Below are 22,155 nucleotides of genomic sequence, written 5' to 3'. Positions count from 1 at the left end.
AATTAAGCAAGAGAACCGCCAGCTGCTTCGATAGCAGCACGAGCACCTGCTGTTGCAGTGATGCCCTTAAGAGCGACTTTGCGAGTTAACTCACCTGATTTGATGACCTTAACGTGACGTACGGCTTGGCCAACCACACCAGCTTGCTTGAGAACTTGAACGTCAATTTCTTCAGCAGTTAAACGCTCTAAATCAGACAAACGAATTTGATCGTATAAGTGTTGATTTAAAGTTGTGAAACCGCGTTTTGGTAAACGACGGTGTAAAGGCATTTGACCACCCTCAAAGCCGACTTTATGAAAGCCGCCTGAACGTGATTTTTGACCTTTGTGACCACGACCTGCAGTTTTACCTAAGCCAGAACCAATACCGCGACCAACGCGACGTTTGGCATGCTTACTACCTGCAGCGGGTGATAAAGTGTTGAGTTGCATTTCAGACATCTTTATTCCTTTAGACTTCTGAAACTGACACGAGATAATCCACTTTACGGATCATTCCGCGCACTTCAGGTGTATCGAGTAACACTCGGCTGCTGTTAACCTTACCTAAGCCTAAACCACGTACAGTTGCACGATGGTCGCTTTTAGTACCGATAACAGAACGAACTAAAGTTACTTTAATTTGTTTTTGTGCCATGATCTTATCCTAGGATTTCTTCAACAGTTTTACCGCGTTTTGCAGCAACTTCAGCTGGAGTCATGCAAGCGTTTAAACCGTTAAGAGTAGCACGTACTAAGTTGTATGGGTTGCTAGAACCTAGGCTCTTGGCTACAACATTACGTACACCCATTACTTCAAAAATAGCACGCATTGGACCACCGGCGATCACACCAGTACCTTCAGCAGCAGGAGAAATAAGTACAGTTGATGCACCATGCTTACCAACAACAGTGTGATGTAATGTACCGTTGTTTAAAGCAATTTTCTTCATGCCACGACGAGCTTGCTCCATAGCTTTTTGAACAGCTACAGGCACCTCACGTGCTTTACCTTTACCCATGCCGATGCGACCATCGCCATCACCAACCACGGTTAACGCTGCAAAACTCATGGTACGACCACCTTTTACAGTCTTGCTGACGCGGTTAACCGCGATCATTTTTTCACGAAAACCGTCATCGCGCTCTTGTTCAGCGGCTTGTTTGCCTTGTGCTTTTGCCATTTGACAATCCTTCCTTAGAACTTAAGACCGGCTTCACGCGCAGCTTCAGCTAACGCTTTAACACGGCCATGATAACGGAAACCCGAACGATCGAAAGCGACCGATTCGATACCAGCTGCTTTAGCTTTTTCAGCAACGCGCTTACCTACTAATGTAGCTGCTGCGACATTGCCACCAGTGGTTTTGCTAGCAGCCAACTCTTTGCGCACTTCAGGCTCAAGAGTAGACGCAGCCACCAACACTTTGTCGCCTTCTGGCGAAATAATGTTCGCGTAAATGTGCAGATTGGTACGGTGTACAGCCAAACGATGTACGCGTAATTGGGCAATCTTGCGGCGAGTAGCCACTGCACGACGCAAACGAGATAATTTCTTGTCCATGATAATTCCTTGTCTGCGCTATTATTTCTTCTTAACTTCTTTGATGATAACGGTTTCATCAGCATAACGCACACCTTTACCTTTATAAGGCTCTGGTGGACGATAACCACGGATGTTAGCCGCTACTTGACCAACTACTTGTTTGTCATAACCTTTGAGAACAATCTCAGTTTGGCTAGGACACTCGGCTTTTACGCCTTGAGGTAATTGGTGAATTACATCATGTGAGAAGCCTAACTCTAGTTTTAATGCGTTGCCTTGAACTGCAGCACGGTAACCCACGCCAACAAGAGTCAAACGACGCTCAAAACCTTTGCTCACGCCAACAACCATGTTGTTAACAAGAGCACGTAGAGTGCCAGACATTGCTTTAGCATGACGAGAGTCATTGTTTACAGCAAAAACAACTTTGCCATCTTCTAACTTAACTGCTACATCGCCTGTTAAAGCTTGGTTTAATTCGCCTAATGGGCCTTTTACGCTGATGTTGTCAGCAGCGATTTTAACTTCAACACCACTAGGTACTACTACTGGATTCTTAGCAATACGTGACATAGTCATAGTAACTCTCCTTATGCCACATAGCAAAGTACTTCACCACCCACGCCAACTGCACGTGCTTTACGGTCAGTCATTACACCGCGTGAAGTAGATACGATTGCCACACCAAGACCGTTCATCACTTGAGGAATGCTTGCACGACCTTTATAGATACGCAAACCAGGACGTGATACGCGCTCTAGACGCTCAATCACAGGTTGGTTATTGTAGTACTTAAGTTCGATCTCAAGTTCTGGTTTAGCCTTGTCACCTTTTACTTGGAAGTTTTCAATATAGCCTTCTTCTTTCAGCACAGTAGCGATAGCCACTTTAAGCTTTGAGGATGGCATAGATACAGAAACCTTCTCAACTTGTTGACCGTTACGGATGCGAGTCAACATGTCTGCGATTGGATCGCTCATGCTCATATTTCTTCTCCTACCAGCTTGCCTTAGTCATACCAGGCACTTCACCACGCATAGCCATTTCGCGTAGTTTGTGACGAGTAAGACCGAATTTGCTGAAAACGCCACGAGGACGGCCAGTGATTACGCAACGATTACGTACGCGAGTTGGGTTTGCGTTACGAGGTAATTGTTGCAACTTCAAGCGCGCTTGATAGCGCTCTTCATCTGATTTTGATTGATCGTTGATAATCTCATTAAGCGCTGCACGTTTAGCAGCAAACTTAGCTACTAATTTAGCGCGTTTGATATCACGATTGATGAGTGATAATTTTGCCACGTCATCGCCCCTTAGTTACGAAACGGGAAACCAAAAGCTTTCAATAAAGCCTTAGCTTCTTCGTCAGTCTTAGCAGTTGTTGTGATGCTGATGTTTAGACCACGCAATGCGTCAATCTTGTCGTACTCAATTTCAGGGAAAATGATTTGCTCTTTAACCCCGACGTTGTAGTTACCACGACCATCAAAAGCACGACCAGAAATACCACGGAAGTCACGTACACGTGGTAAAGCGATAGTTACTAAACGATCTAGGAACTCATACATGCGTTGACCGCGTAGAGTTACCATACAACCGATAGGATAGTTTTCACGAATTTTGAAACCCGCAATCGCTTTGCGAGTCTTAGTAATTACTGGTTTTTGACCGGCAATCTTAGTGAGATCAGAAACAGCATGCTCAATAACTTTCTTATCAGCCACTGCCTCAGAAACACCCATATTCAAAGTAACTTTAGCGATACGAGGCACTTCCATGTCACTCTTATAACCGAATTGCTTCTTGATTTCACCAGCAATTTTGTTGTTGTATAAATCTTGGAAACGAGCCATTTAGTCTTGCTCCTTAAGCTTTAACGCCAACGACTTCGCCGTTGGAACGATAAACGCGAACTTTATGACCGTCTACTTCTTTAATACCTACACGATCAGCTTTGCCAGTCGCTGGGTTAAAGATTGCCACATTAGAAATGTGGATAGGCATAGCTTTATCAACAATGCCACCTTGAGCGCCAGTCATAGGGTTAGGTCTTTGATGTTTTTTAGCAACATTAACGCCTTCAACGATAACGTGATCTGCATCAACGCGCTCTAAAACGATACCGCGACGTTTTTTATCGCGACCAGCAATAACGATTACCTCGTCACCTTTACGAATTTTATTCATTGCCTGCCCCTTAGATTACTTCTGGTGCCAATGAAACAATCTTCATAAAACGCTCAGTACGTAATTCACGAGTTACTGGGCCGAAGATACGAGTACCAATTGGCTCTAATTTAGAGTTAAGCAATACAGCTGCATTACCACCAAAGCGGATTAATGAGCCATCCTTACGGCGAACACCTTTAGCAGTACGCACTACTACTGCATTGTACACTTCGCCTTTTTTGACGCGACCGCGCGGAGCAGCATCTTTGACACTCACTTTGATAATGTCACCGATAGCAGCATAACGGCGCTTAGAACCGCCAAGCACTTTAATGCACATTACTCGGCGTGCACCAGTGTTGTCAGCCACGTCTAGCGTGCTTTGCATTTGGATCATGATTATTCCTGTTCCAACTTAGTTACATAACAATCACCCACATGGGTGATTTCCCATATACATATAACCAGTTTTGGGCCCGTATGAGCACGGTACTTTTTGTAAATAACCTGTTGATTTCTCTCAACAAACTACCACACTAGTTGCCCTACTCTGGGATTGATTCTGTTTATTTATTCTCCGCTATTTTCTAGCGAAGACTTTGATTGTACCTCAAATTTCTATTTTATTCAAGCCCTTAGCGTAAATTGTTCAGGCACCTGCCTGATTTATACAACACAGTCACGCCGAAAATGAGCAAAAAAATGCCACCCATAGGGTGGCAACAAAGATGTACGCACTAACCGGTTTGGGGAGGAGGAGTAACCCGATTAGATGTGCGCACAGCAATTTAGATTGTACGCATTTTTTGTCATTCCGTTTACACTATTTTTGTATATGATATATATCTATTAGTTATAAATCAACAGGGATAACGGTTCCTTTGTATTTTTCTTCAATAAATTTAACGGTCGCAGGACTGTGCCACTCTTGCATCAGTTTTTTCACTACTGGTGAATCCTTGTATTGAGGATCTGCTGCACACAAGTTAGCATAAGGAGACTTCTCATCCTCACGAATCAATGAGTCAGTTTTAGGGTTAAGGTGTGCCTCTAATGCATAATTGGTATTGATGACTGCCAAATCTACGTCATCTACCACACGTGGCAATGTCGCTGCTTCTAGCTCATTAAACTTGAGATTCTTAGGATTTTCAACAATATCTGCCGCGGTCGCATTTAAATCGTTAGGATCTTTTAGCTTGATTAAGCCTGCTTTTTGCAACACTAATAATGCCCGAGTACTGTTGGTAGGGTCATTAGGAATAGCCACTGTCGCACCATCAGGCAAATCTTTGACATCTTTAACCTTGCGTGAATAGGCTGCCATTGGTGGCACATAGATATAACCGACAGGCACTAAACCAGCGCCAGTGCGGGCATTAAAGGAGTCAAGGAATGGCTTGTGCTGAAAGCAATTCATCATCACTTGCTTATCTGCCACCTGTTGGTTAGGTTGGATATAGTCAGTAAATTCATATACCTTAAGCTCTACCCCCTGTTTCTCAAGTGCTGGTTTCATAAACTCAAGTACTTCAGCAGCAGGAACTGGGGTAGCTGCCACACTAAGTTGTTCTAAGGCATTTGCGCTATGCGCTGCCGCTAAACTCACAACCAATGCACCTAATAATTGTTTGCGTTTCATTTTTAAAATCCTTATTTATTCCAAATAATATAGAAAGCATAGCAAAATATTTTTTAGTAATAAACAAAACCTTTCCTATATTTATATAACTATTAGTTTTTATGAGTTGATTTCTTATTCAAGATAAATTTCATTCATCTTTGCTCGTCTCTTCTGCGGTTTGAAAGCAATGAGTTTTATATCCCGAAAGATTTTCTATAATAAATTGTCATATAAAACCCAAATATGTACTTAATCAAAGGTACAGAGCCCCCTATTAGATTCTCCTGTCAGATTCTCCCATCAGAGCCTTCTATTAGATTCTCCAATTTTTCCTGCAACAAAACCCACTATTTTTCTATCCAGAAAACTACCCTCTTCTATTATTAGAGAAAGCCTTGTATGATGTAACTTTTTTCTTTATCTTGTTGTTATGCCTGTCACAACAAGGGCTGTTTGTTATCATGAGTAATCGCAAGCACACACTCTCTCGTACCCCCTGGTCTGCTAATTCTTTCTGGATTCCATCATTTAGCTCTCTGTCTGTTCTAGTGATTTCCTTGCTCATTTTTGGTGTGGGAGATGGTTTTCTTGTTTTAGCTCATCTTGGCTCCACCCCCTGGACGGTACTGGCACAGGGCATTGCTACCAAAACTGGTGGAAATATTGGTTTAGTTAGTTTTTTTATCAGTGCCTCTGTGATGATTACCTGGCTGCCCTTTAAACAAAAACCAGGGCTAGGCACTGTTCTGAATATTACACTTATTGCAGTGGGACTTGGTGCAACCGCTAGTTTGATTCCTGCTCCTGAGACACTCTTTTGGCGTATATTTTTTATGCTTTGTGGTGTATTGCTTATCGGTGTTTCTTCTGCTTTTTACCTTACCTGTCATATGGGTCCAGGACCTCGTGATGGTCTTATGGTAGGCCTTTATCAGACTACTGGTCTTAAAATTGGTACTATTCGTACAATTATTGAGGGGACGGTGTGTTTGCTTGGATGGCTTCTTGGCGGAGTTGTTGGTGTTGGCACACTCATCTTTGCTTTGGGTGTAGGCTGGGTTTTACAATTTACACTTGAGCATTTTATCAACCGCTTTGCCCGCTAGCAGAGGATTTTCACCCTCTTCTCTTCCAATAGCTATAATCACGCTATATCACTAAGGTAATTTGACATTACTATTCTGTTTTTTTATGTAACGATTCGTTGTCATGCTACACTTTAGCGGAAACAAAACATTATTTCTTCATTTAGGGAGTTTTACATGAACGCTATCGTTCTTGCTGTTGCAGTGATGCTAGTGCTATCCATAGCACGTGTACACGTTGTACTAAGCCTTATTTTAGGAGCTATTGCAGGCGGTTTAACTGCCGGTCTAGATATGAGCACCACTATCAAAGCCTTTCAAACTGGCTTATCAAACGGCGCAGAAATTGCTCTATCCTATGCCATGCTAGGTGCTTTTGCGGTAGCCATTGCGCATTCTGGCCTGCCTCAAATGTTGGCCAATGCATTGATTAACCGTATCAACCAATCTGGTAGCACTGGAGGCTCTATTAAATGGGGGTTGCTATTAGCAATTCTAGCCATGGGCATGATGAGTCAAAACCTTATTCCCATCCATATTGCCTTTATTCCACTCATTATTCCTCCCCTTTTACTAGTATTCAACCGCATGCAAATTGACCGTCGCATGTTAGCGTGTATCATGTCTTTCGGTTTGGTCACTACCTATATGTGGTTGCCTTACGGTTTTGGGGAAATCTTCTTAAAACAAATTTTATTGGGTAATATCACTAAGGCAGGGCTTGATGTGTCTAACATCAATATCTTTGGCACCATGACCATCCCTGCGCTAGGCATGATTGTAGGTCTCCTAGTGGCGGTATTTTTCAGCTACCGCAAACCTCGTCACTACCAAACCACTGAGGTTGATGTGCAATCCAATCGTCATGCGTCTGTTCCTGTTACTTCAAGTTACCGTAGTTTTGTAGCATTGTGTGCCATCGTAGTGTCTTTTATTGTCAACATCTGGTCTGGCTCTATGCTAGTGGGAGCTATGATTGGCTTTGCTGTCTTTATGGCATTAGGTGTTGTCCGTCTTAAAGATGCAGACAATGTTTTTAATGATGGCATCAAAATGATGGCCATGATTGGTTTCATCATGATTGCTGCACAAGGTTTTGCAGAAGTGATGAAAACCACCGGAGAGATTGAACCGCTGGTGAAAGCATCCACAGAACTCTTTGGTAACAGCAAAGGAATGGCGGCCCTTGCAATGCTAGTTGTAGGCTTACTCATTACCATGGGTATTGGTAGCTCATTCTCTACTCTACCGATTATCGCTACTATCTATGTGCCTTTATGTATGTCGATGGGATTTTCTCCTGCCGCAACTGTAGCTTTAATTGGTGCAGCCGGCGCTTTGGGGGATACAGGCTCTCCTGCATCTGACTCTACTCTAGGTCCAACCTCAGGTTTAAATGTCGATGGTCAACACGATCATATTCGAGATACCGTTATCCCTACTTTCCTACACTATAACATCCCGCTTGTTATCTCTGGCTGGATTGCGGCTATGGTGCTGTAATCTCCATCTTATACGCCAGAGAATGGATAAACACCTTATCCTTTCTCTGGCGCATCTTCCTTCTACCTCCTCTTTGCAGTTCTGAGTCTTCACTAAAATTAATAATAATTATTGGCAAAATAATATAGCTCCATCACCTATAGCCTTCTTAGAGCTTTACTGCTACACACTTTAATCGATACCGGGGAAAGAAGGCCCTTATTACTCATGCCAAATACTCGACAACCAGTCGTAGTCAAAATCGTACCCTTATGATGAAAAGTGATAATCCCTATATCGTTTAACAATGCCAGCAAAACCATTGTGCTTTAATCCTTGTCAGTCATGACACGGACTTATTGATGCACAGTTGTCATCAGGTCATTGATTTAGCTCGCTATGTTCAGTAGATAATTTTGTCTGTTGTGCTTCACTATTGATTTTTATCAATTATATTTTACACACGTGCCCCTTATAATACTAGCACTGACATTTCATTTGTAGAGGAGAATTTAAAATGAAGTCTAAGTTTATGATGACTGCCCTTATGGCAGCTTTATTGGGTGCAACAACCGTCCACGCTGCTGATGCAGTTAAATCTCATACTGGAGGATTACCGGGTTATGAGGTTATTAAGGCCGATGATTTATCTAAATTACAACGTGTAAAACAAAAACTTGTTGCCCCTCCATATGTGCCAGAACATAGCCTAGAGGCTCCTGCTGCCCCACGTATTGTTGAGGTTGAAATGACGATTGACGAAAAAGAAATCGAAGTTGAGCCAGGCGTATTTATGTGGGCATTTACTTTCAATGGTTCAGTACCTGGTCCTATGATTATCGTACATGAAGGCGACTATGTTGAACTAACTTTAAAAAATGCCTCACACAATAAATTAGTACACAATATTGACTTCCATGCATCTACTGGTGCATTGGGTGGTGGTGAGTTAACTCATGTTGCTCCTGGTGAAGAAGTAAAACTTCGCTGGAAAGCCATCAAACCTGGTGTCTTTGTTTACCACTGCGCCCCTGGTGGTGCCATGATTCCTTGGCACGTTGTACACGGTATGAACGGTGCAATCACTGTATTGCCTAAAGATGGTCTTAAAGACAAAAATGGCAATAAACTCAAATACGACAAAGCTCTTTACATTGGAGAGCAAGACTTCTACATCCCTAAAGATGAGAACGGTAAGTACAAACGCTATGCAGACTCAGCTTCATCTTTTGCTGATGACAAAAAAGTCATGGACGGTTTGATTCCTACACACGTTGTGTTTGGTGAGCGTAAAGGGGCTTATACTGGTGACAACGCTCCTACAGCTAAAGTGGGTGAAACTGTGATGATTTATCACTCTCAAGCTAACCGCCAATCTTACCCTCACCTTATCGGTGGACATGGTGAATATGTTTGGGAACGTGGTAACTTGGCAGATGCTCCTGCACAAGATTTAGAGTCTTGGGTGATTGGTGCAGGTTCTGCTGGTGCTGCAATGTACACTTTCAAACAACCTGGTACTTATACCTACCTAAGCCATAACTTAATTGAGGCGGTTAACCTCGGTGCATTGGCACAAATTAAGGTAGATGGTAAATGGAGCAATGACCTCATGGAACAAGTAGCTCCTCCTACCAAGATGAAAAAATAATCATCTCTCACGATAAAGGTTATCGGCTCCCAAAGGCCGATAACCCTCACTCTACCGACAGTTATAAGAGACAAGTTAATGCGGTAACGTACCTTACCGTATGTGAAGTTATTGAGGTAAGTAGGTTTCTTCTCCCTTAAGTAATCTATTTAAATACTGTCCCATCCGATAACTTTCGCATTTGGTACAATACCGCACCCTTGGTGCTTATCTGCCCCAAACACAACACTCATACATTACAATACCGCATCAACCATAACTGGTAGCAAGGATTTACGATGTTGGTCAATTTTTTATCCCGTTTATGCTTATGCCTACTTTTTTTAGTAGGTTCTATCGCCTATGCTCGCCCAATTTCCTTTGATCTAGAAAATACCCAAGGACGAGTGACTCAAGCCGATTTCCCTGATAAATATATATTACTAGCACTAGGCTATACCTCATGTCCTGATATTTGTCCAACGACATTGTATGAATTTGCTGCCACTTTAAAACAATTAAAAAAACCAGAAGCCATCACTCCTGTATTTGTGAGTATTGACCCTGTGCATGATACAGCGGAAACCATGCAGTCCTATGCCCACTATTTTGATAAACGTATTGTAGGTTTAACCGGAAGCATGGAGCAGATTAAAAATCTCACTAATCAGCTCGGTGCAACCTTTGGATATCGTCTTAATGGAAAGAAAGTTGACCTTCCTACTAAAGGCTCTGGTTATACTGTCTATCATAGTTCTCTCATTTATTTGATTAACCCAAAACATGAGTTGGTCGATGTATTCGACTATCAGATTGGTGCTGATGATTTAGCCGCAGCAATTAATAAGGTTGTAGCTGTAACACCATCTGACACATCTCATCATGCAGTTGCTAATACCCGTAATAATGCTGCACTCCCTGTTGCCGATGCTACAACTAGCTCACACAATACACCCCCAGCTGCCGATGCTAGAGCCCACACACAAAATACTCCATCGGGTGCAGCGGCTCAACAAGCCCATGATAGCAATGGTGCCACAAAAACAGAAGATTGTCCTCTGCCAAAGGGTTTCACTCCTTTGCGTCAAGACATCGCTCTCAAAGATATTTATCCTAATCCCTCAACTCAAAAGGTTGAGTTACTCAACCTATGGGCAACATGGTGCGCTCCTTGTCGTATTGAATTACCTATCCTGGATAAATTCACACAAAACACACAGGAGTTAGCTATACACACCCTCAACCTAGGTGATAACCAAACCAAGATTGAAGAGTTATTTCAACACAATAATATTCATCACCTAGCTAAATACTCGGTTGAGGGTACTCGTTTACTCAAACAACTCGGAGGTAAGGGACTACCGTTTAACGCCTTATTTGTCAATGGTAAACAAATCGCAATCAAACATGGCATTATTGAGGAAACAGATTCTCTTACTGCTTTTGCTCAGTGTGTTAACAAGCAAAACAAATAAACTTTCTCGTAAAATGATAGTTCCCGTGGACATCATGCACAAAAAGGCAATTTAATATTGTGAAGCAATGTAGCACATAGCAAATACCACCAATCAAGGTAGACAATGAAAAGACGCGATTTTTTATCATTAACTGCAGGACTCACACTAGGTTTATCTGGTTTATCTTCATGGGTGAATGCAGCAACACAAGAGTCCACAACCTCTTCCAGCGAGGCTGCTGAACCCTCTTTATATGCACCCACACGTTATCTTTTCGTTACAGATAAATCAACTTATTATATTGCTGTGTTTGATATTATCACTGGTGAGCGTGTTGGACATCTCAACTTTAATTTCCGTCCAGATGTGATTGAGATTGCTCGTGATGATCATATGCTTGCTGTTGGTAATCCTAACCTATCCGAGCTTTATCTTCATGATTTAAAAACACGTCAAACCAAGGTTATCAAGCTACCCTCTCCTGTCTATCAGGTATTCTTTATCCCACAATCCAAGCTACTTGCAGTGGCGTTACGAGACCAGGTAGGAATCATTAACTATATCTCAGGAGAATTAAAAATTTTCCCTGAGAAATTTGACTCACCACAGCGCCAAACAGTACTTTATCAATACTACACTTTACTATTTAGTTCGTTTAGCCAATCTTTCTGGATTTTAGATAAGACCAAGCCAGTTATCCATCATAAACATGGCTATGACGATGTCCATATACCTTGGCGGCAACTGGATTTTAGCAAGCGACTTAATACTTCTGCAGGCTTGGATAAAGGAGTAGCAAGTCCTGAAGATTATATGATTGCCTTTAATACTCTTGATGGTACAGAGGGTTTAATCTATTTCCCTGAAACCGATAAATTACTTCAAACTGGTCCTATGTATACGGTAGGAACTACTTATCGACCCATGGTGTCACCCTACATTGATGCTTACTCTAAACGTGTTATTTTTGCAGATGTATCAGGGCATATGGCATACTTTAATTTAGAGCGTGGTGATGAGAAACCGCTACGCTATGAAGTCGACTTTTCTCCCCGCCTCATTCGTAGTGGATGGTTAGAAAGCACATGGATTATTGGTGGAGACCGGGGTCTGATGTTTCACGATTTCGATAATCCTGATAATCGCAAGGTCTACCGCTTTCCTTATGAAATCGTAGATATGTGGGTCACTGGTGATAGCAAAACCCTTTTTGTTACTGTAGATGAAGGTCCTCCACAAGTATTGCGTTTCGATATTCGTACACGAGAAATGCTTGAGCCACTGCGAATTAGTGGTATTGTGATGGGAGGATTGCTTCGCATGGGCTCCAACAATAGTATCTGCTATTAAGGCAAAAATTTAAAACCAATATAGGGCTAAATTTTTAAATATTTAAGTCTTAAAGCATTACTTAATACCGATACTGAACTCATTGCCATAGCAGCCCCCGCAATCACGGGATTAAGAAAACCAAAAGCAGCTAGTGGTATACCGAGTACATTATAAATAAAAGCAAAAAATAGGTTTTGCTTGATATTGTGCAAGGTAGCCCGCGACACCAACAAAGCATCTACCATCTGGTTAGCAGACTGTTGCATTAAGGTTGCAGAAGCAGAATACTCTGCTACATCGGAGCCGCCTTTCATAGCAAAACTTACATTTGCTGCCGCCAATGCCGGAGCATCATTTACACCGTCTCCTACCATAGCGACAATTTTTCCCTCTTTTTTCAGGGCTTGAATACGTTCAGCCTTGTCACGAGGACTCAAGTTACCAAAAGCATGAGGAATCCCCAGTTGACCTGCCACATAAGAGACCACTTGAGGATGGTCACCACTCATCACATAAATATCAATATTATTTTCTTTGAGTCGTCTAATGGCATCGACTGTATCCTCCTTAAGTCCATCAGCCAATGCAAAAGCACCTATCGCTTTACCATTGACCGATACCGCCACAATACTTGCAACATCCCATATCGCCTCATGCTCGGCAGGCAAGATAAAATGACAAAAATCTGCCTTACCTACACGAACCTCTCCCACATCAGGAAGATTGGCTAACATACCCTCTCCCACGATAAATTCTACTTTAGTAGGTTCTGTTAAAGTCAATGCCTTAGTTTGTGCTGCATTAACAATCGCCCGTGCTAACGGGTGGGTAGCACTTTGCTCTACACTTGCTGCAATACGTAGCAAATCGTTTTCGCTCAGACCAGTACCTGCCACTAAAGAAACAGCTCCTAACTGTGGCTTGCCCTCTGTTAAAGTACCTGTTTTATCAAAAACGACAACATTGACATGAGCCGCTTCCTCCATCACCGTAGCATCTTTAAACCATATACCACGTTTGACTGCTTGCCCCATACCCACCATAATCGCCGCCGGGGTTGCTAAGCCTAATGCACATGGGCAAGCAATTACCAGTACGGCAACCGCATTCATAATAGCAACTGTCATATCGCCCTTAAGCCATAATGTCAACACAAAGGTTAGCAAAGCAATCCCTACCACTACAGGGACAAAAATACCAGAAACTTTATCAGCAATACGAGCAATAGGTGCTTTACTACCCTGTGCCTCTGATAGAGCTGACATCATATCGCCCAATAAAGTCTTTGCACCCAGCTGTTTTGCTTGGTAAATAATACTGCCATCATTTAATACAGAACCAGCTAATACCTGACTACCTGTTGCCTTTTCTTCAGGGCGTGACTCTCCTGTAAGATGACTTTCATCAGCCCAACCATTACCACTTAATACCACACCATCAGCAGCAATGCGATCCCCGTGGTTAGCACGGATAACATCTCCAATTTGCACTTGATTAAGAGGAACTGTCGTCCATGTCTCATCACGTTTGACTTGAACCTGGGTAGGGCGTAACTTTAACAACAAAGATAAGCTGTTCAGACTATTTTTCTTAGCTCTTTCTTCAAGAAACTTGCCCAAACTCACAAAACCAATCACCATCACGCTTGCCTCAAAGTAAACGTGAGGCATCCCCATTGTTGACGCCAAATCATGCCCCCCATGAGGAACCAGACTATGTCCCGCCATTGCTGAGTTAGCACTCATATCCGCCATATTGCTAGCCAACGCCCCGGCAACACTAGCATCTCCCCAAAACAACATATAGGTAGAATAAAGGTAAATAGACACTGTGCCTATTGTGACAAGTACATCCATATTAGCAAGCCCCCCTTTAATAGAGGCCCATGCACTTTTATAAAATGGGACAGCAAGTACTAGCTGAACAATGCTTGCTAGAATAAATTGCCATAAAGGAGGAAGCATAAGATGGTGTTGCCCAATAAGCATGCCCACCATACCAATAATAAAGGGAATATTAATCAGCAATAGCACCCATAGACGTATGCTTACATGGGAAGCTGGTGCGATGGCAATTTCTTTTTTTATAGAAGCCTGATAGCCGGCTTTTTCAATAAGTTTAATCACCCCATCTGTATCTATTTGCTGATTATCAAATACAACTTGTGCCTCTTCACTGGCAAAGTTAACTTCTGCCTGCACAATCGCATCTTTTTTGTTTAACACTTTCTCAATACGTGTTGCACAAGCCTGACAAGTCATGCCCTCAATAGCAAAACTCTGTTTTTGTTGCATAATAATCTCTCTTTTGTGGGGGAATGCATGCTCTTAGGTGAAACAGACAACCATTTCACCTATCATAAAAAATAGCAAAATCTACTTATTTTGATGCATCGTAACCCGCGTCTTCTACAGCTTCAATTAATGCATCCACATTAGTTGCTTGTTCATCAAAAGTCACTACCGCCTGTGCTTGCTCACGGCTTACATCAGCACTTTGTACTCCTGCAATACCTGTTAACACACGGCTCACACTCTTCACGCAACCACCGCAAGTCATGCCGTCAATTTTCAATGTTACTGTTTGCATCATAAACTCCTTGTTTAAATTGTAGGAGTTGATCGATTTTCTGTACCCACCACAGGTACAAAACACCCACCAACCATAAATCTTCTTCACTTGGCAATATGGGGACAGTTTTATCACTTTAAAGCAGGTCAACTGCCATTTCCATTTCAGACAAATTTAAGATAAAAATGCACTATCATGGAACAAATATAAGAAAAGTTATAGCATAAACAGCGTAAAAACCCTTAAAAAGAAACTCCTCCTATTGTGGTTATCTTTTTATACGTTAGAATCAAACCTGATTTCTATTACCATTATGGAGACAATCATGATGAAAAAAACTTTTTCTAAAGTAGCTACCCTTGTCGCTTTTGGTCTAGTCGCTTTCTCATCAGCGGCACATGCAGCCTATCCAGATCGCCCCATTCGTGTTATTGTGCCATTTGCACCTGGCGGTTCAACTGACATTGTCACTCGCATTGTCACCAAAAAGATGGGAGAGATTTTAGGGCAATCCATTGTTGTGGATAATAAAGGGGGAGCTGGTGGTGCCATTGGTGCACAAGAAGCGGCCCGTGCCAAGCCTGATGGTTACACGCTTTCCATTGCAACAGTATCTACTTTGGGAGTAAATCCTGCATGCAAACCCAAAGGCCTAGGTTATGATGCTCTCAAAGACTTTGCCCCTGTGACCAACTTTGCTAATGTACCCAATATTGTGGAGGTAAACCCTAGTTTCCCTGCTAAAGACTTTAAGGGTTTTTTAGAGGAGATTAAGGCTCACCCAGGTGACTATACCTATGCATCTTCCGGTCAATGTAGTGTGCTTCATCTACTTGGGGAGGCATTCCGTCTCTCAACAGGAACTGATATTGTCCATGTTGCTTATCGTGGTGCTGGCCCTGCCGTTGCAGACACTGTGGCTGGCCATGTAAAGATTATGTTTGACAATCTTCCTTCTTCTTTAACACACATTCAGGCCAAAAGTCTCAACGCACTTGCCATTGCATGGCCAGAACGTCTTCCTGAATTGCCTAATGTACCCACTTTTAAAGAGTTAGGTTACCCTGAACTTAACAACCCCGTTTGGTATGGTTTGTTGGCACCTGCCAATACTCCTAAAGAGATTATTGACACGCTTTATAAAGCAGCATCTGAAGCGCTCAAAGACGAAGAGGTCAAAGCATCTTTACTTAAACAAGGCGCTTTTGCTTCTGGCAATACACCAGAGGAGTTTGCAAAAGAAATTCAAACTCAGTATGACTGGGCAAAAGGGGTTGTTACCAAAGGAAAAATTGAACTAAAATAAAAAGCTCATATTGAAAATGAATACCTAAGTAATACCGAAATACTGTGTTACTTAGGTTTCTTATTTGTCATGATGATTTGATTCCATGCATCAACCGTCATGACCAATCGAAAACATATAACTTATTAGGGAAAAATCATGTTAGTGAAAAACCAACAGGACTTTTGGTCAGGTTTGATGTTTATGGCGCTTGGCGCAGGCTTTGCCCTCATAGCCCAAGCAAAGTATTCTATGGGAACTGCTGCTCGCATGGGGCCAGGGTATTTCCCGTTTATTCTAGGTGTCTTGCTAGTTATTTTAGGAGCTATCGTGGCATTATCTGCCCTACGTGGCGAACATAACCACGAACATGATGTACGTCACTTTGACTGGGATATCCTTATTCTGGTGATAGGCTCTATTTCGCTATTTGCACTGATGCTGAACTATGTAGGCATCTATCTTTCTATCGTAATACTCATTCTGTTCAGTAGCCTTGCTAGTCACGAGTTCAGTTTTAAGATTGCTGTTTTTAATGCTATCTTTTTAATTCTTTTCGCTTGGCTAACTTTTATTAAAGGACTTGGACTTGTTTTCCCTACGCTGCCTATCCCATTTGCTGAATGGAGTAGCATTGCACAAGTCGTTATTCCACTGTCTATTGTTGCAGGTTTAGTTGTACTTGTGTTCAAAATTAAAGGGAGCAAATAATCATGATGGATTTACTTCATAATTTAGCACTCGGTTTTTCTGTTGCTGTCACTCCCGAAAATCTACTCTATGCTTTTGTAGGTTGTGTGTTGGGTACGCTTATCGGCGTTTTACCAGGAATTGGTCCAGTACCTACTATCGCCATGCTACTGCCATTGACCTATGTATTACCTCCAGTTGCAGGACTTATTATGCTTGCTGGGATTTACTATGGTTCGCAGTATGGTGGCTCGACAACAGCCATTTTGGTTGCATTGCCTGGCGAGACATCTGCGGTTGTCACGGTATTAGATGGCCACCAGATGGCAAAGAATGGGCGAGCCGGTGCTGCTTTATCCATCGCTGCACTAGGTTCTTTTTTCGCAGGTTGTGTAGCGACTGTACTACTTGCTGCTTTTGCACCACCTCTTGCCTCATTAGCCTTTGAGTTTGGTCCTGCAGAATATTTTTCTCTTATGGTAACAGGTCTAATCGGGGCGATTGTACTTGCTTCTGGCTCACTACCTAAAGCTCTATGTATGATTGTACTAGGTCTGCTCATTGGTATGATAGGTACCGATGTAGACTCAGGGGTAGCTCGTTTTGACTTTGATATTCCTGAATTACAAGATGGTTTAGACTTTGCTGTCATTGCCATGGGGGTATTTGGTTTAGCAGAGATTATGAATAATCTAGCTCAAAAAGAAAACCGAGTTAATATTACCGATAAAATTGGCTCTCTCTACCCAAATCGTCAAGAATTTAAAGAAGCAGCACCTGCTGTGGTTCGTGGCACTGCACTCGGTTCCGCCTTGGGTATTCTTCCTGGTGGTGGTGCGGTGTTGTCCGCCTTTGCCTCTTACACCCTTGAGAAAAAGCTCTCCCGTGAACCTTCTCGTTTTGGCAAAGGACATCCTGCAGGTTTAGCAGGACCAGAGTCAGCCAACAATGCTGCTGCTCAAACTTCCTTTATCCCCCTACTTACTCTGGGTATACCAGGTAATGCAGTAATGGCATTAATGGTAGGGGCAATGATGATTCATAACATCCAACCAGGACCTCAAGTCATGTCTTCACACCCCGACCTATTCTGGGGATTAATTGTGTCAATGTGGGTTGGTAATTTAATGCTTGTTGTACTTAACTTACCACTTGTCGGGTTATGGGTTAAATTATTGAAAGTACCTTATCGTATTCTATTCCCAGCCATTTTATTATTCTGCTCCATCGGTGTCTACTCATTAAATTACAATGTTTTTGACATCTATGTAATGGCCATTTTCGGGATTATTGGTTATATTTGGAGTAAATTGCGCTGCGAAGGAGCTCCTCTATTATTAGGTGTAGTACTTGGTCCTATGATGGAAGAAAACTTCCGTAGAGCATTGCTCTTCTCTCGTGGAGACATCACAACCTTTGTCACTCGCCCATTATCCGCCACATTACTACTTCTTGCTGTAGGTTTGATTATTATCGTAGCTTTACCTGCCATCCGCAAGAAACGTGAAGAAGCGTTTGTTGAGGATTAAGGTAGCAAAAACTTTCTATTTAGTTGCACCTTAATCTTCACCATGAATGAAGAAAAAGGTGCAACTGATAGATAAAAAGCAAATAGAAACACCGACACCCCAAATCTGGGAGTAAACCCTATCAATATCTACAACTTCCTAGAAAGGGCTGCTACAGACACTTTTAAACCTCGGTTGCAATAAAAAACTCGTCTTTATACCCTCTCCTGGCAATAAATCCATTCCCCCTATACTCTCTCTTGGGAATTTATTTCTTAAATTAAAACTATCAGTGATATTGGCAAAAGGTTCAGCACAAAACCATGACATACCTTGAGGATTATAGAGAACAAAAAAATTCATCGGCTCACTGACTTGGTAGGATAGCTGCCTATCGCCCCAGTCAATCACTACCTTTCTATCCCAACCAGTAAAAATTGTGTCCCATACTTGTTCTTGTACGGCATAACCCTGTTCCAGTTTTTCTACTAAAGGATGGTTATCAAGATGAGTGGGCATCATATCGTTATCATTAAACCATGCTTGTTGCACTCGTGTGTATAACTTAGTATTGGCATCACAAGGGAAAAATGGATGATGCCCCATACTAAATGGCATAGTCTTGTCACCCGTATTTTTAACATCCACCCAAATACTCAAACCAGTATCGTCCAAACCATACTGCTGTATCACCTCAAAAGAAAAAGGCCAATCCTTGTCAGCATGATGACCAAACTTTAAAATTAAACTATTTTCTTGTTGCGACTCCACGACCCATGGAAAATCTCTGGTAAAACCATGCATACTATGTGGATTATCTAAAAGACGACTAGGATACACAATTTGCTTACCATCATAAGTAAACGAACCGTGATAAATTCTGCCTGCCCATGGCACCATCAAAAAACTCGACATTTCACTGATTTCCCTACGCTCAATCGCTTGCTTAGAAGCCGGTCGTAAGAAATCAATCAACTTTCCTTCATAAACTACTGCATACCGCGTGATGGCCGCCCCTAAACTCGGAGCAACCTGTAGTAATTGCTGGCAATACTGTAAAGTAATAAGTGCTGTCATATCTTTGCTAAACAACGATAAACACTACTTGTTCCAAGAAAATACTTTTCCAGGATTCAAGATATTTTTAGGGTCAAAAGCATGTTTGATACGACGCATCATATCAATTACAGGCTCCCCCAATTCTTCCTTGAGGAATTCCATTTTGTGAATGCCTATACCATGCTCTCCTGTACAGGTACCGTCCATTGCAATAGCTCGACGCACAAGACGCTGATTAAATGCTTCGGCCTGCTCTCTTTCCGATTCATTATGCGGGTCAATCATCATCAACACATGAAAATTACCATCTCCTACATGACCTAACATCGTCCAAGGGAAAGGTAAGCCAGCTAAATCTGCCGCTGTTTCACTCACACATTGGGCTAAAGAAGAAATAGGTACACATACATCCGTCGTGATGCTACGAGAATTAGGTCGTAACTGTAAACTTGCAAAATAAGCATTATGACGAGCGGTCCATAAACGATTACGCTCTTCAGTTTTACTAGCCCATTCAAAATCAGAACCACCACATTCTTTTGCTAACTCTTTAATTAATTCAATTTGCTCTTGAATTCCACTAGCTGAACCATGAAATTCAAAGAATAAAGTTGGTACTTCTTTTAAACCTAAATGACTATACCCATTCACCGCACGAATGGCATTGCTATCCAAAAACTCCACACGACCAATTTGTGTCCCACTCTGACGAATCATGACTGTACAGTTCACAGCATCTTCCAACGTTGGGAAAGCACAGATAGCCGCTACAATTTCTTCTGGCACAGGGTAAACTTTAAGCGTAATTTCTACGATAATACCAAGCGTCCCCTCACTACCAATAAAAAGACGTGTTAAATCATAACCTGCCGATGATTTTGCAGCTCGGCTACTTGTGCGAATTAACTCACCATCAGCCGTCACCACTTTAAGCGACAACACATTTTCCCGCATCGTACCGTAACGTACAGCAGTAGTACCTGAAGCTCGGGTACTCACCATACCACCGATGGAGGCATTTGCACCGGGATCAATAGGAAAATATAAACCCGTATGACGGATTTCTTCATTAAGTTGATGACGTAACACCCCTGGTTGTACGGTCACAGTGAAGTCTTGATCATCCACTGACAATACTTTGTTCATTTCGCTTAAATCCAAGGTAATACCACCATGAATAGGCAAAATATGTCCTTCGATAGATGTTCCTGCTCCAAATGGTACGATAGGAATATTGTAAGCACTACAAAGTTTGACGGCTTTAATCACATCCTCTGTATTGCGTGCAAAAATAACAGCATCAGGCAACGTTTTATCATAGGCAGATTCATCTTGTGCATGATGCTCTCGAACCGCCGTAGTTGTCACAAATTGGGCACCAAAGGCTTGTTCAAATTCGACTTGAATATCCTGTGTTAATTCACTATACATTTTCTTATCCTTATTGGACTGATAAACACTTTTACTCTCGTGTTTAAAACAATACGCTTAGTCTTACTATACGCTGCTTAGAATTTAAATCAAGCCTTATCTTCTATTTCTGAAAATTAGCACTTCATTTTACTCGTACCGGCTATATTTACCCTCCCATACTATTCGTCTGTAATTGTCTCCATCTGTATCTCCTTCCGTACTAAAACAGACAACCACTGAATTTTCATCTAACCCTAATCGTTCCCTCATAGATTGCAGGGAATTATCCCGCATAAGTCTACACACCACCCCCGTTGTCACTGCACCACTCTCTCCTGAAACAACTCGTTCATCTTCTTTTAATGGATGTCCTAAAATACGCATTCCATCTGCCGCAACATCATCTGAGCAGGAAACAAAAAAACTATCATGTTGCCTAATTTGATCCCATCCTATAGGACAAACCTCACCACAACACAATCCCGCCATAATAGAAGATAAATCTCCGTCCACTTTGTGTAATTTACCATCTCTTGCCTTGGCTGTTCTGTACAAACAATTAGCTTGACTTGGTTCGACATAAATAATAGTAGGCATAGCATCAGTATAATAGTGGGAAAAAAAGCTAGTTAATGCTCCTGCCATTGCACCTACCCCTGCCTGCAAAAAAATATGCGTAGGTCTTACGTCCCCCAATCTCTGTACCAGTTCTAATGCCATAGTTAAGTAACCTTGCATAATCCATGAGGGAATTTCCTCATAGCCCTGCCACGCAGTATCCTGTACTAAAATACCTCCTTGCTGTATCGCTTGTTGTTGTGCAAATCTCACCGTATCATCATAATTCAAAGAAGTAATATGCGCCTCTGCACCAAGTTGTAGAATTCTGTCAAATCGTTCCTGTGCCGTCCCTTTCGGCAGATAGACAATTGCTTTTTGACCCAATTTTTTTGCTGCCCACGCAATACCTCTACCATGATTACCATCTGTTGCCGTAACAAACAAAAATCTCCCTTGATCCACTTTATGCACATCGAATAAATCAATCCCTAAGCGTTGCTCAATAATTTTTGCTAATGCATAACTTCCTCCCAGTCCTTTAAAAGCATTTAGTCCAAAACGCTTACTTTCATCCTTGACATAGAAGTGAGCAATCCCGAGATAATGTGCCAAATTGTGCAAAGAAACTAATGGAGTTTCTTGGTATTCCCTTAAAGTTTGATGAAACAGTAATGCAGCTCTAGCGTGTTCCACGCAGAAGACTTCATCATAACGACCATTGTTTCTATCTTTTTGAAAAGCAATAATATCAATACTCACTTT

The 22,155-nt window shown here is 42.0% G+C and carries 23 protein-coding genes and 1 pseudogene; 8 read left to right on the top strand and 16 right to left on the bottom strand.

Features of this window, described 5'->3' with window-relative positions:
- Nucleotides 1-2: 2 nt before the first annotated feature.
- From rplO to HKX40_RS08170, 11 genes are all read right to left on the bottom strand, one after another.
- The gene (gene rplO / locus HKX40_RS08220) at nt 3-443 is read right to left on the bottom strand and encodes a 50S ribosomal protein L15 (protein ID WP_171589095.1); all 441 of its coding nucleotides are present in this window, start codon (nt 441-443) and stop codon (nt 3-5) included.
- A gap of 10 nt (nt 444-453) precedes the next feature.
- Entirely contained in the window at nt 454-639 is a 186-nt protein-coding gene (gene rpmD, locus HKX40_RS08215; RefSeq protein ID WP_171589094.1) for a 50S ribosomal protein L30, read from the bottom strand.
- Between the two features lie 4 nt (nt 640-643).
- Nucleotides 644-1,165 carry a 30S ribosomal protein S5 gene (rpsE, locus tag HKX40_RS08210; RefSeq protein ID WP_171589093.1) on the bottom strand — a complete coding sequence of 174 codons (522 nt, stop codon included), beginning with the start codon at nt 1,163-1,165 and terminating at the stop codon, nt 644-646.
- 14 nt (nt 1,166-1,179) lie between these two features.
- A complete protein-coding gene (gene rplR / locus HKX40_RS08205; RefSeq protein ID WP_171589092.1) occupies nt 1,180-1,545 on the bottom strand; it encodes a 50S ribosomal protein L18 in 366 nt (121 codons plus the stop codon).
- Between the two features lie 21 nt (nt 1,546-1,566).
- Nucleotides 1,567-2,100, bottom strand: coding sequence for a 50S ribosomal protein L6 (gene rplF / locus HKX40_RS08200; protein WP_171589128.1), 534 nt, complete (start codon nt 2,098-2,100; stop codon nt 1,567-1,569).
- Nucleotides 2,101-2,117: 17 nt separating this feature from the next.
- Nucleotides 2,118-2,513 carry a 30S ribosomal protein S8 gene (gene rpsH / locus HKX40_RS08195; RefSeq protein WP_171589091.1) on the bottom strand — a complete coding sequence of 132 codons (396 nt, stop codon included), beginning with the start codon at nt 2,511-2,513 and terminating at the stop codon, nt 2,118-2,120.
- 10 nt (nt 2,514-2,523) lie between these two features.
- Nucleotides 2,524-2,829, bottom strand: a complete 306-nt coding sequence (gene rpsN, locus HKX40_RS08190; protein ID WP_171589090.1) for a 30S ribosomal protein S14 — start codon at nt 2,827-2,829, stop codon at nt 2,524-2,526.
- 11 nt (nt 2,830-2,840) lie between these two features.
- On the bottom strand, nt 2,841-3,380 hold the full coding sequence (rplE, locus tag HKX40_RS08185; RefSeq protein ID WP_171589089.1) for a 50S ribosomal protein L5: 540 nt from the start codon (nt 3,378-3,380) through the stop codon (nt 2,841-2,843).
- Between the two features lie 13 nt (nt 3,381-3,393).
- Nucleotides 3,394-3,714 (bottom strand): 50S ribosomal protein L24, encoded by a 321-nt coding sequence (rplX, locus tag HKX40_RS08180; RefSeq protein WP_171589088.1) that lies wholly within the window; start codon nt 3,712-3,714, stop codon nt 3,394-3,396.
- A gap of 10 nt (nt 3,715-3,724) precedes the next feature.
- The gene (rplN, locus tag HKX40_RS08175; protein WP_171589087.1) at nt 3,725-4,093 is read right to left on the bottom strand and encodes a 50S ribosomal protein L14; all 369 of its coding nucleotides are present in this window, start codon (nt 4,091-4,093) and stop codon (nt 3,725-3,727) included.
- Nucleotides 4,094-4,549: 456 nt separating this feature from the next.
- Entirely contained in the window at nt 4,550-5,338 is a 789-nt protein-coding gene (locus HKX40_RS08170) for a MetQ/NlpA family ABC transporter substrate-binding protein (protein ID WP_171589086.1), read from the bottom strand.
- A 443-nt stretch (nt 5,339-5,781) separates the two neighbouring features.
- On the opposite strand from HKX40_RS08170, the gene yczE reads away from it, so the two are divergent.
- The 5 genes from yczE (at nt 5,782) to HKX40_RS08145 (ending at nt 12,324) form a co-directional block, all read left to right on the top strand.
- Nucleotides 5,782-6,426, top strand: a complete 645-nt coding sequence (yczE, locus tag HKX40_RS08165; RefSeq protein WP_171589085.1) for a membrane protein YczE — start codon at nt 5,782-5,784, stop codon at nt 6,424-6,426.
- A 156-nt stretch (nt 6,427-6,582) separates the two neighbouring features.
- Nucleotides 6,583-7,908, top strand: coding sequence for a Na+/H+ antiporter family protein (locus tag HKX40_RS08160; protein ID WP_171589084.1), 1,326 nt, complete (start codon nt 6,583-6,585; stop codon nt 7,906-7,908).
- A 496-nt stretch (nt 7,909-8,404) separates the two neighbouring features.
- Complete coding sequence (gene nirK, locus HKX40_RS08155) at nt 8,405-9,538, top strand: copper-containing nitrite reductase (protein ID WP_171589083.1); 1,134 nt, start codon at nt 8,405-8,407, stop codon at nt 9,536-9,538.
- Between the two features lie 278 nt (nt 9,539-9,816).
- Complete coding sequence (locus HKX40_RS08150) at nt 9,817-10,992, top strand: SCO family protein (protein WP_171589082.1); 1,176 nt, start codon at nt 9,817-9,819, stop codon at nt 10,990-10,992.
- A 105-nt stretch (nt 10,993-11,097) separates the two neighbouring features.
- A complete protein-coding gene (locus HKX40_RS08145; protein ID WP_171589081.1) occupies nt 11,098-12,324 on the top strand; it encodes a YncE family protein in 1,227 nt (408 codons plus the stop codon).
- A 26-nt stretch (nt 12,325-12,350) separates the two neighbouring features.
- Here HKX40_RS08145 and HKX40_RS08140 read toward each other — a convergent pair whose 3' ends face one another.
- Nucleotides 12,351-14,600, bottom strand: a complete 2,250-nt coding sequence (locus tag HKX40_RS08140; protein WP_171589080.1) for a heavy metal translocating P-type ATPase — start codon at nt 14,598-14,600, stop codon at nt 12,351-12,353.
- A gap of 85 nt (nt 14,601-14,685) precedes the next feature.
- Entirely contained in the window at nt 14,686-14,898 is a 213-nt protein-coding gene (locus tag HKX40_RS08135) for a heavy-metal-associated domain-containing protein (protein ID WP_216605205.1), read from the bottom strand.
- Between the two features lie 307 nt (nt 14,899-15,205).
- Here HKX40_RS08135 and HKX40_RS08130 point away from each other — a divergent pair, with 307 nt between their 5' ends.
- From HKX40_RS08130 to HKX40_RS08120, 3 genes and pseudogenes are all read left to right on the top strand, one after another.
- Nucleotides 15,206-16,183 (top strand): tripartite tricarboxylate transporter substrate binding protein BugE, encoded by a 978-nt coding sequence (locus HKX40_RS08130; RefSeq protein ID WP_425500457.1) that lies wholly within the window; start codon nt 15,206-15,208, stop codon nt 16,181-16,183.
- 138 nt (nt 16,184-16,321) lie between these two features.
- Nucleotides 16,322-16,771 (top strand): annotated as a pseudogene (locus HKX40_RS08125) (tripartite tricarboxylate transporter TctB family protein); the annotation flags it as partial.
- A 107-nt stretch (nt 16,772-16,878) separates the two neighbouring features.
- Entirely contained in the window at nt 16,879-18,381 is a 1,503-nt protein-coding gene (locus HKX40_RS08120; protein WP_171589126.1) for a tripartite tricarboxylate transporter permease, read from the top strand.
- A 138-nt stretch (nt 18,382-18,519) separates the two neighbouring features.
- On the opposite strand, the gene HKX40_RS08115 is transcribed toward HKX40_RS08120, so the two are convergent.
- The 3 genes from HKX40_RS08115 to dpaL all read right to left on the bottom strand — a co-directional run bounded on the left by HKX40_RS08115 (nt 18,520) and on the right by dpaL (nt 22,152).
- On the bottom strand, nt 18,520-19,437 hold the full coding sequence (locus HKX40_RS08115) for an aldose 1-epimerase (protein ID WP_171589077.1): 918 nt from the start codon (nt 19,435-19,437) through the stop codon (nt 18,520-18,522).
- A gap of 24 nt (nt 19,438-19,461) precedes the next feature.
- Nucleotides 19,462-20,850, bottom strand: a complete 1,389-nt coding sequence (locus HKX40_RS08110) for an FAD-binding oxidoreductase (protein ID WP_171589076.1) — start codon at nt 20,848-20,850, stop codon at nt 19,462-19,464.
- A gap of 129 nt (nt 20,851-20,979) precedes the next feature.
- Nucleotides 20,980-22,152, bottom strand: coding sequence for a diaminopropionate ammonia-lyase (dpaL, locus tag HKX40_RS08105; protein ID WP_171589075.1), 1,173 nt, complete (start codon nt 22,150-22,152; stop codon nt 20,980-20,982).
- Nucleotides 22,153-22,155 lie beyond the last annotated feature (3 nt).

Origin of the sequence: Pelistega europaea (assembly GCF_013133775.1) — a bacterium.
Classification (GTDB): Bacteria; Pseudomonadota; Gammaproteobacteria; order Burkholderiales; family Burkholderiaceae_B; genus Taylorella; species Taylorella europaea.
This window is presented reverse-complemented; position numbering and strand designations above follow the sequence as displayed.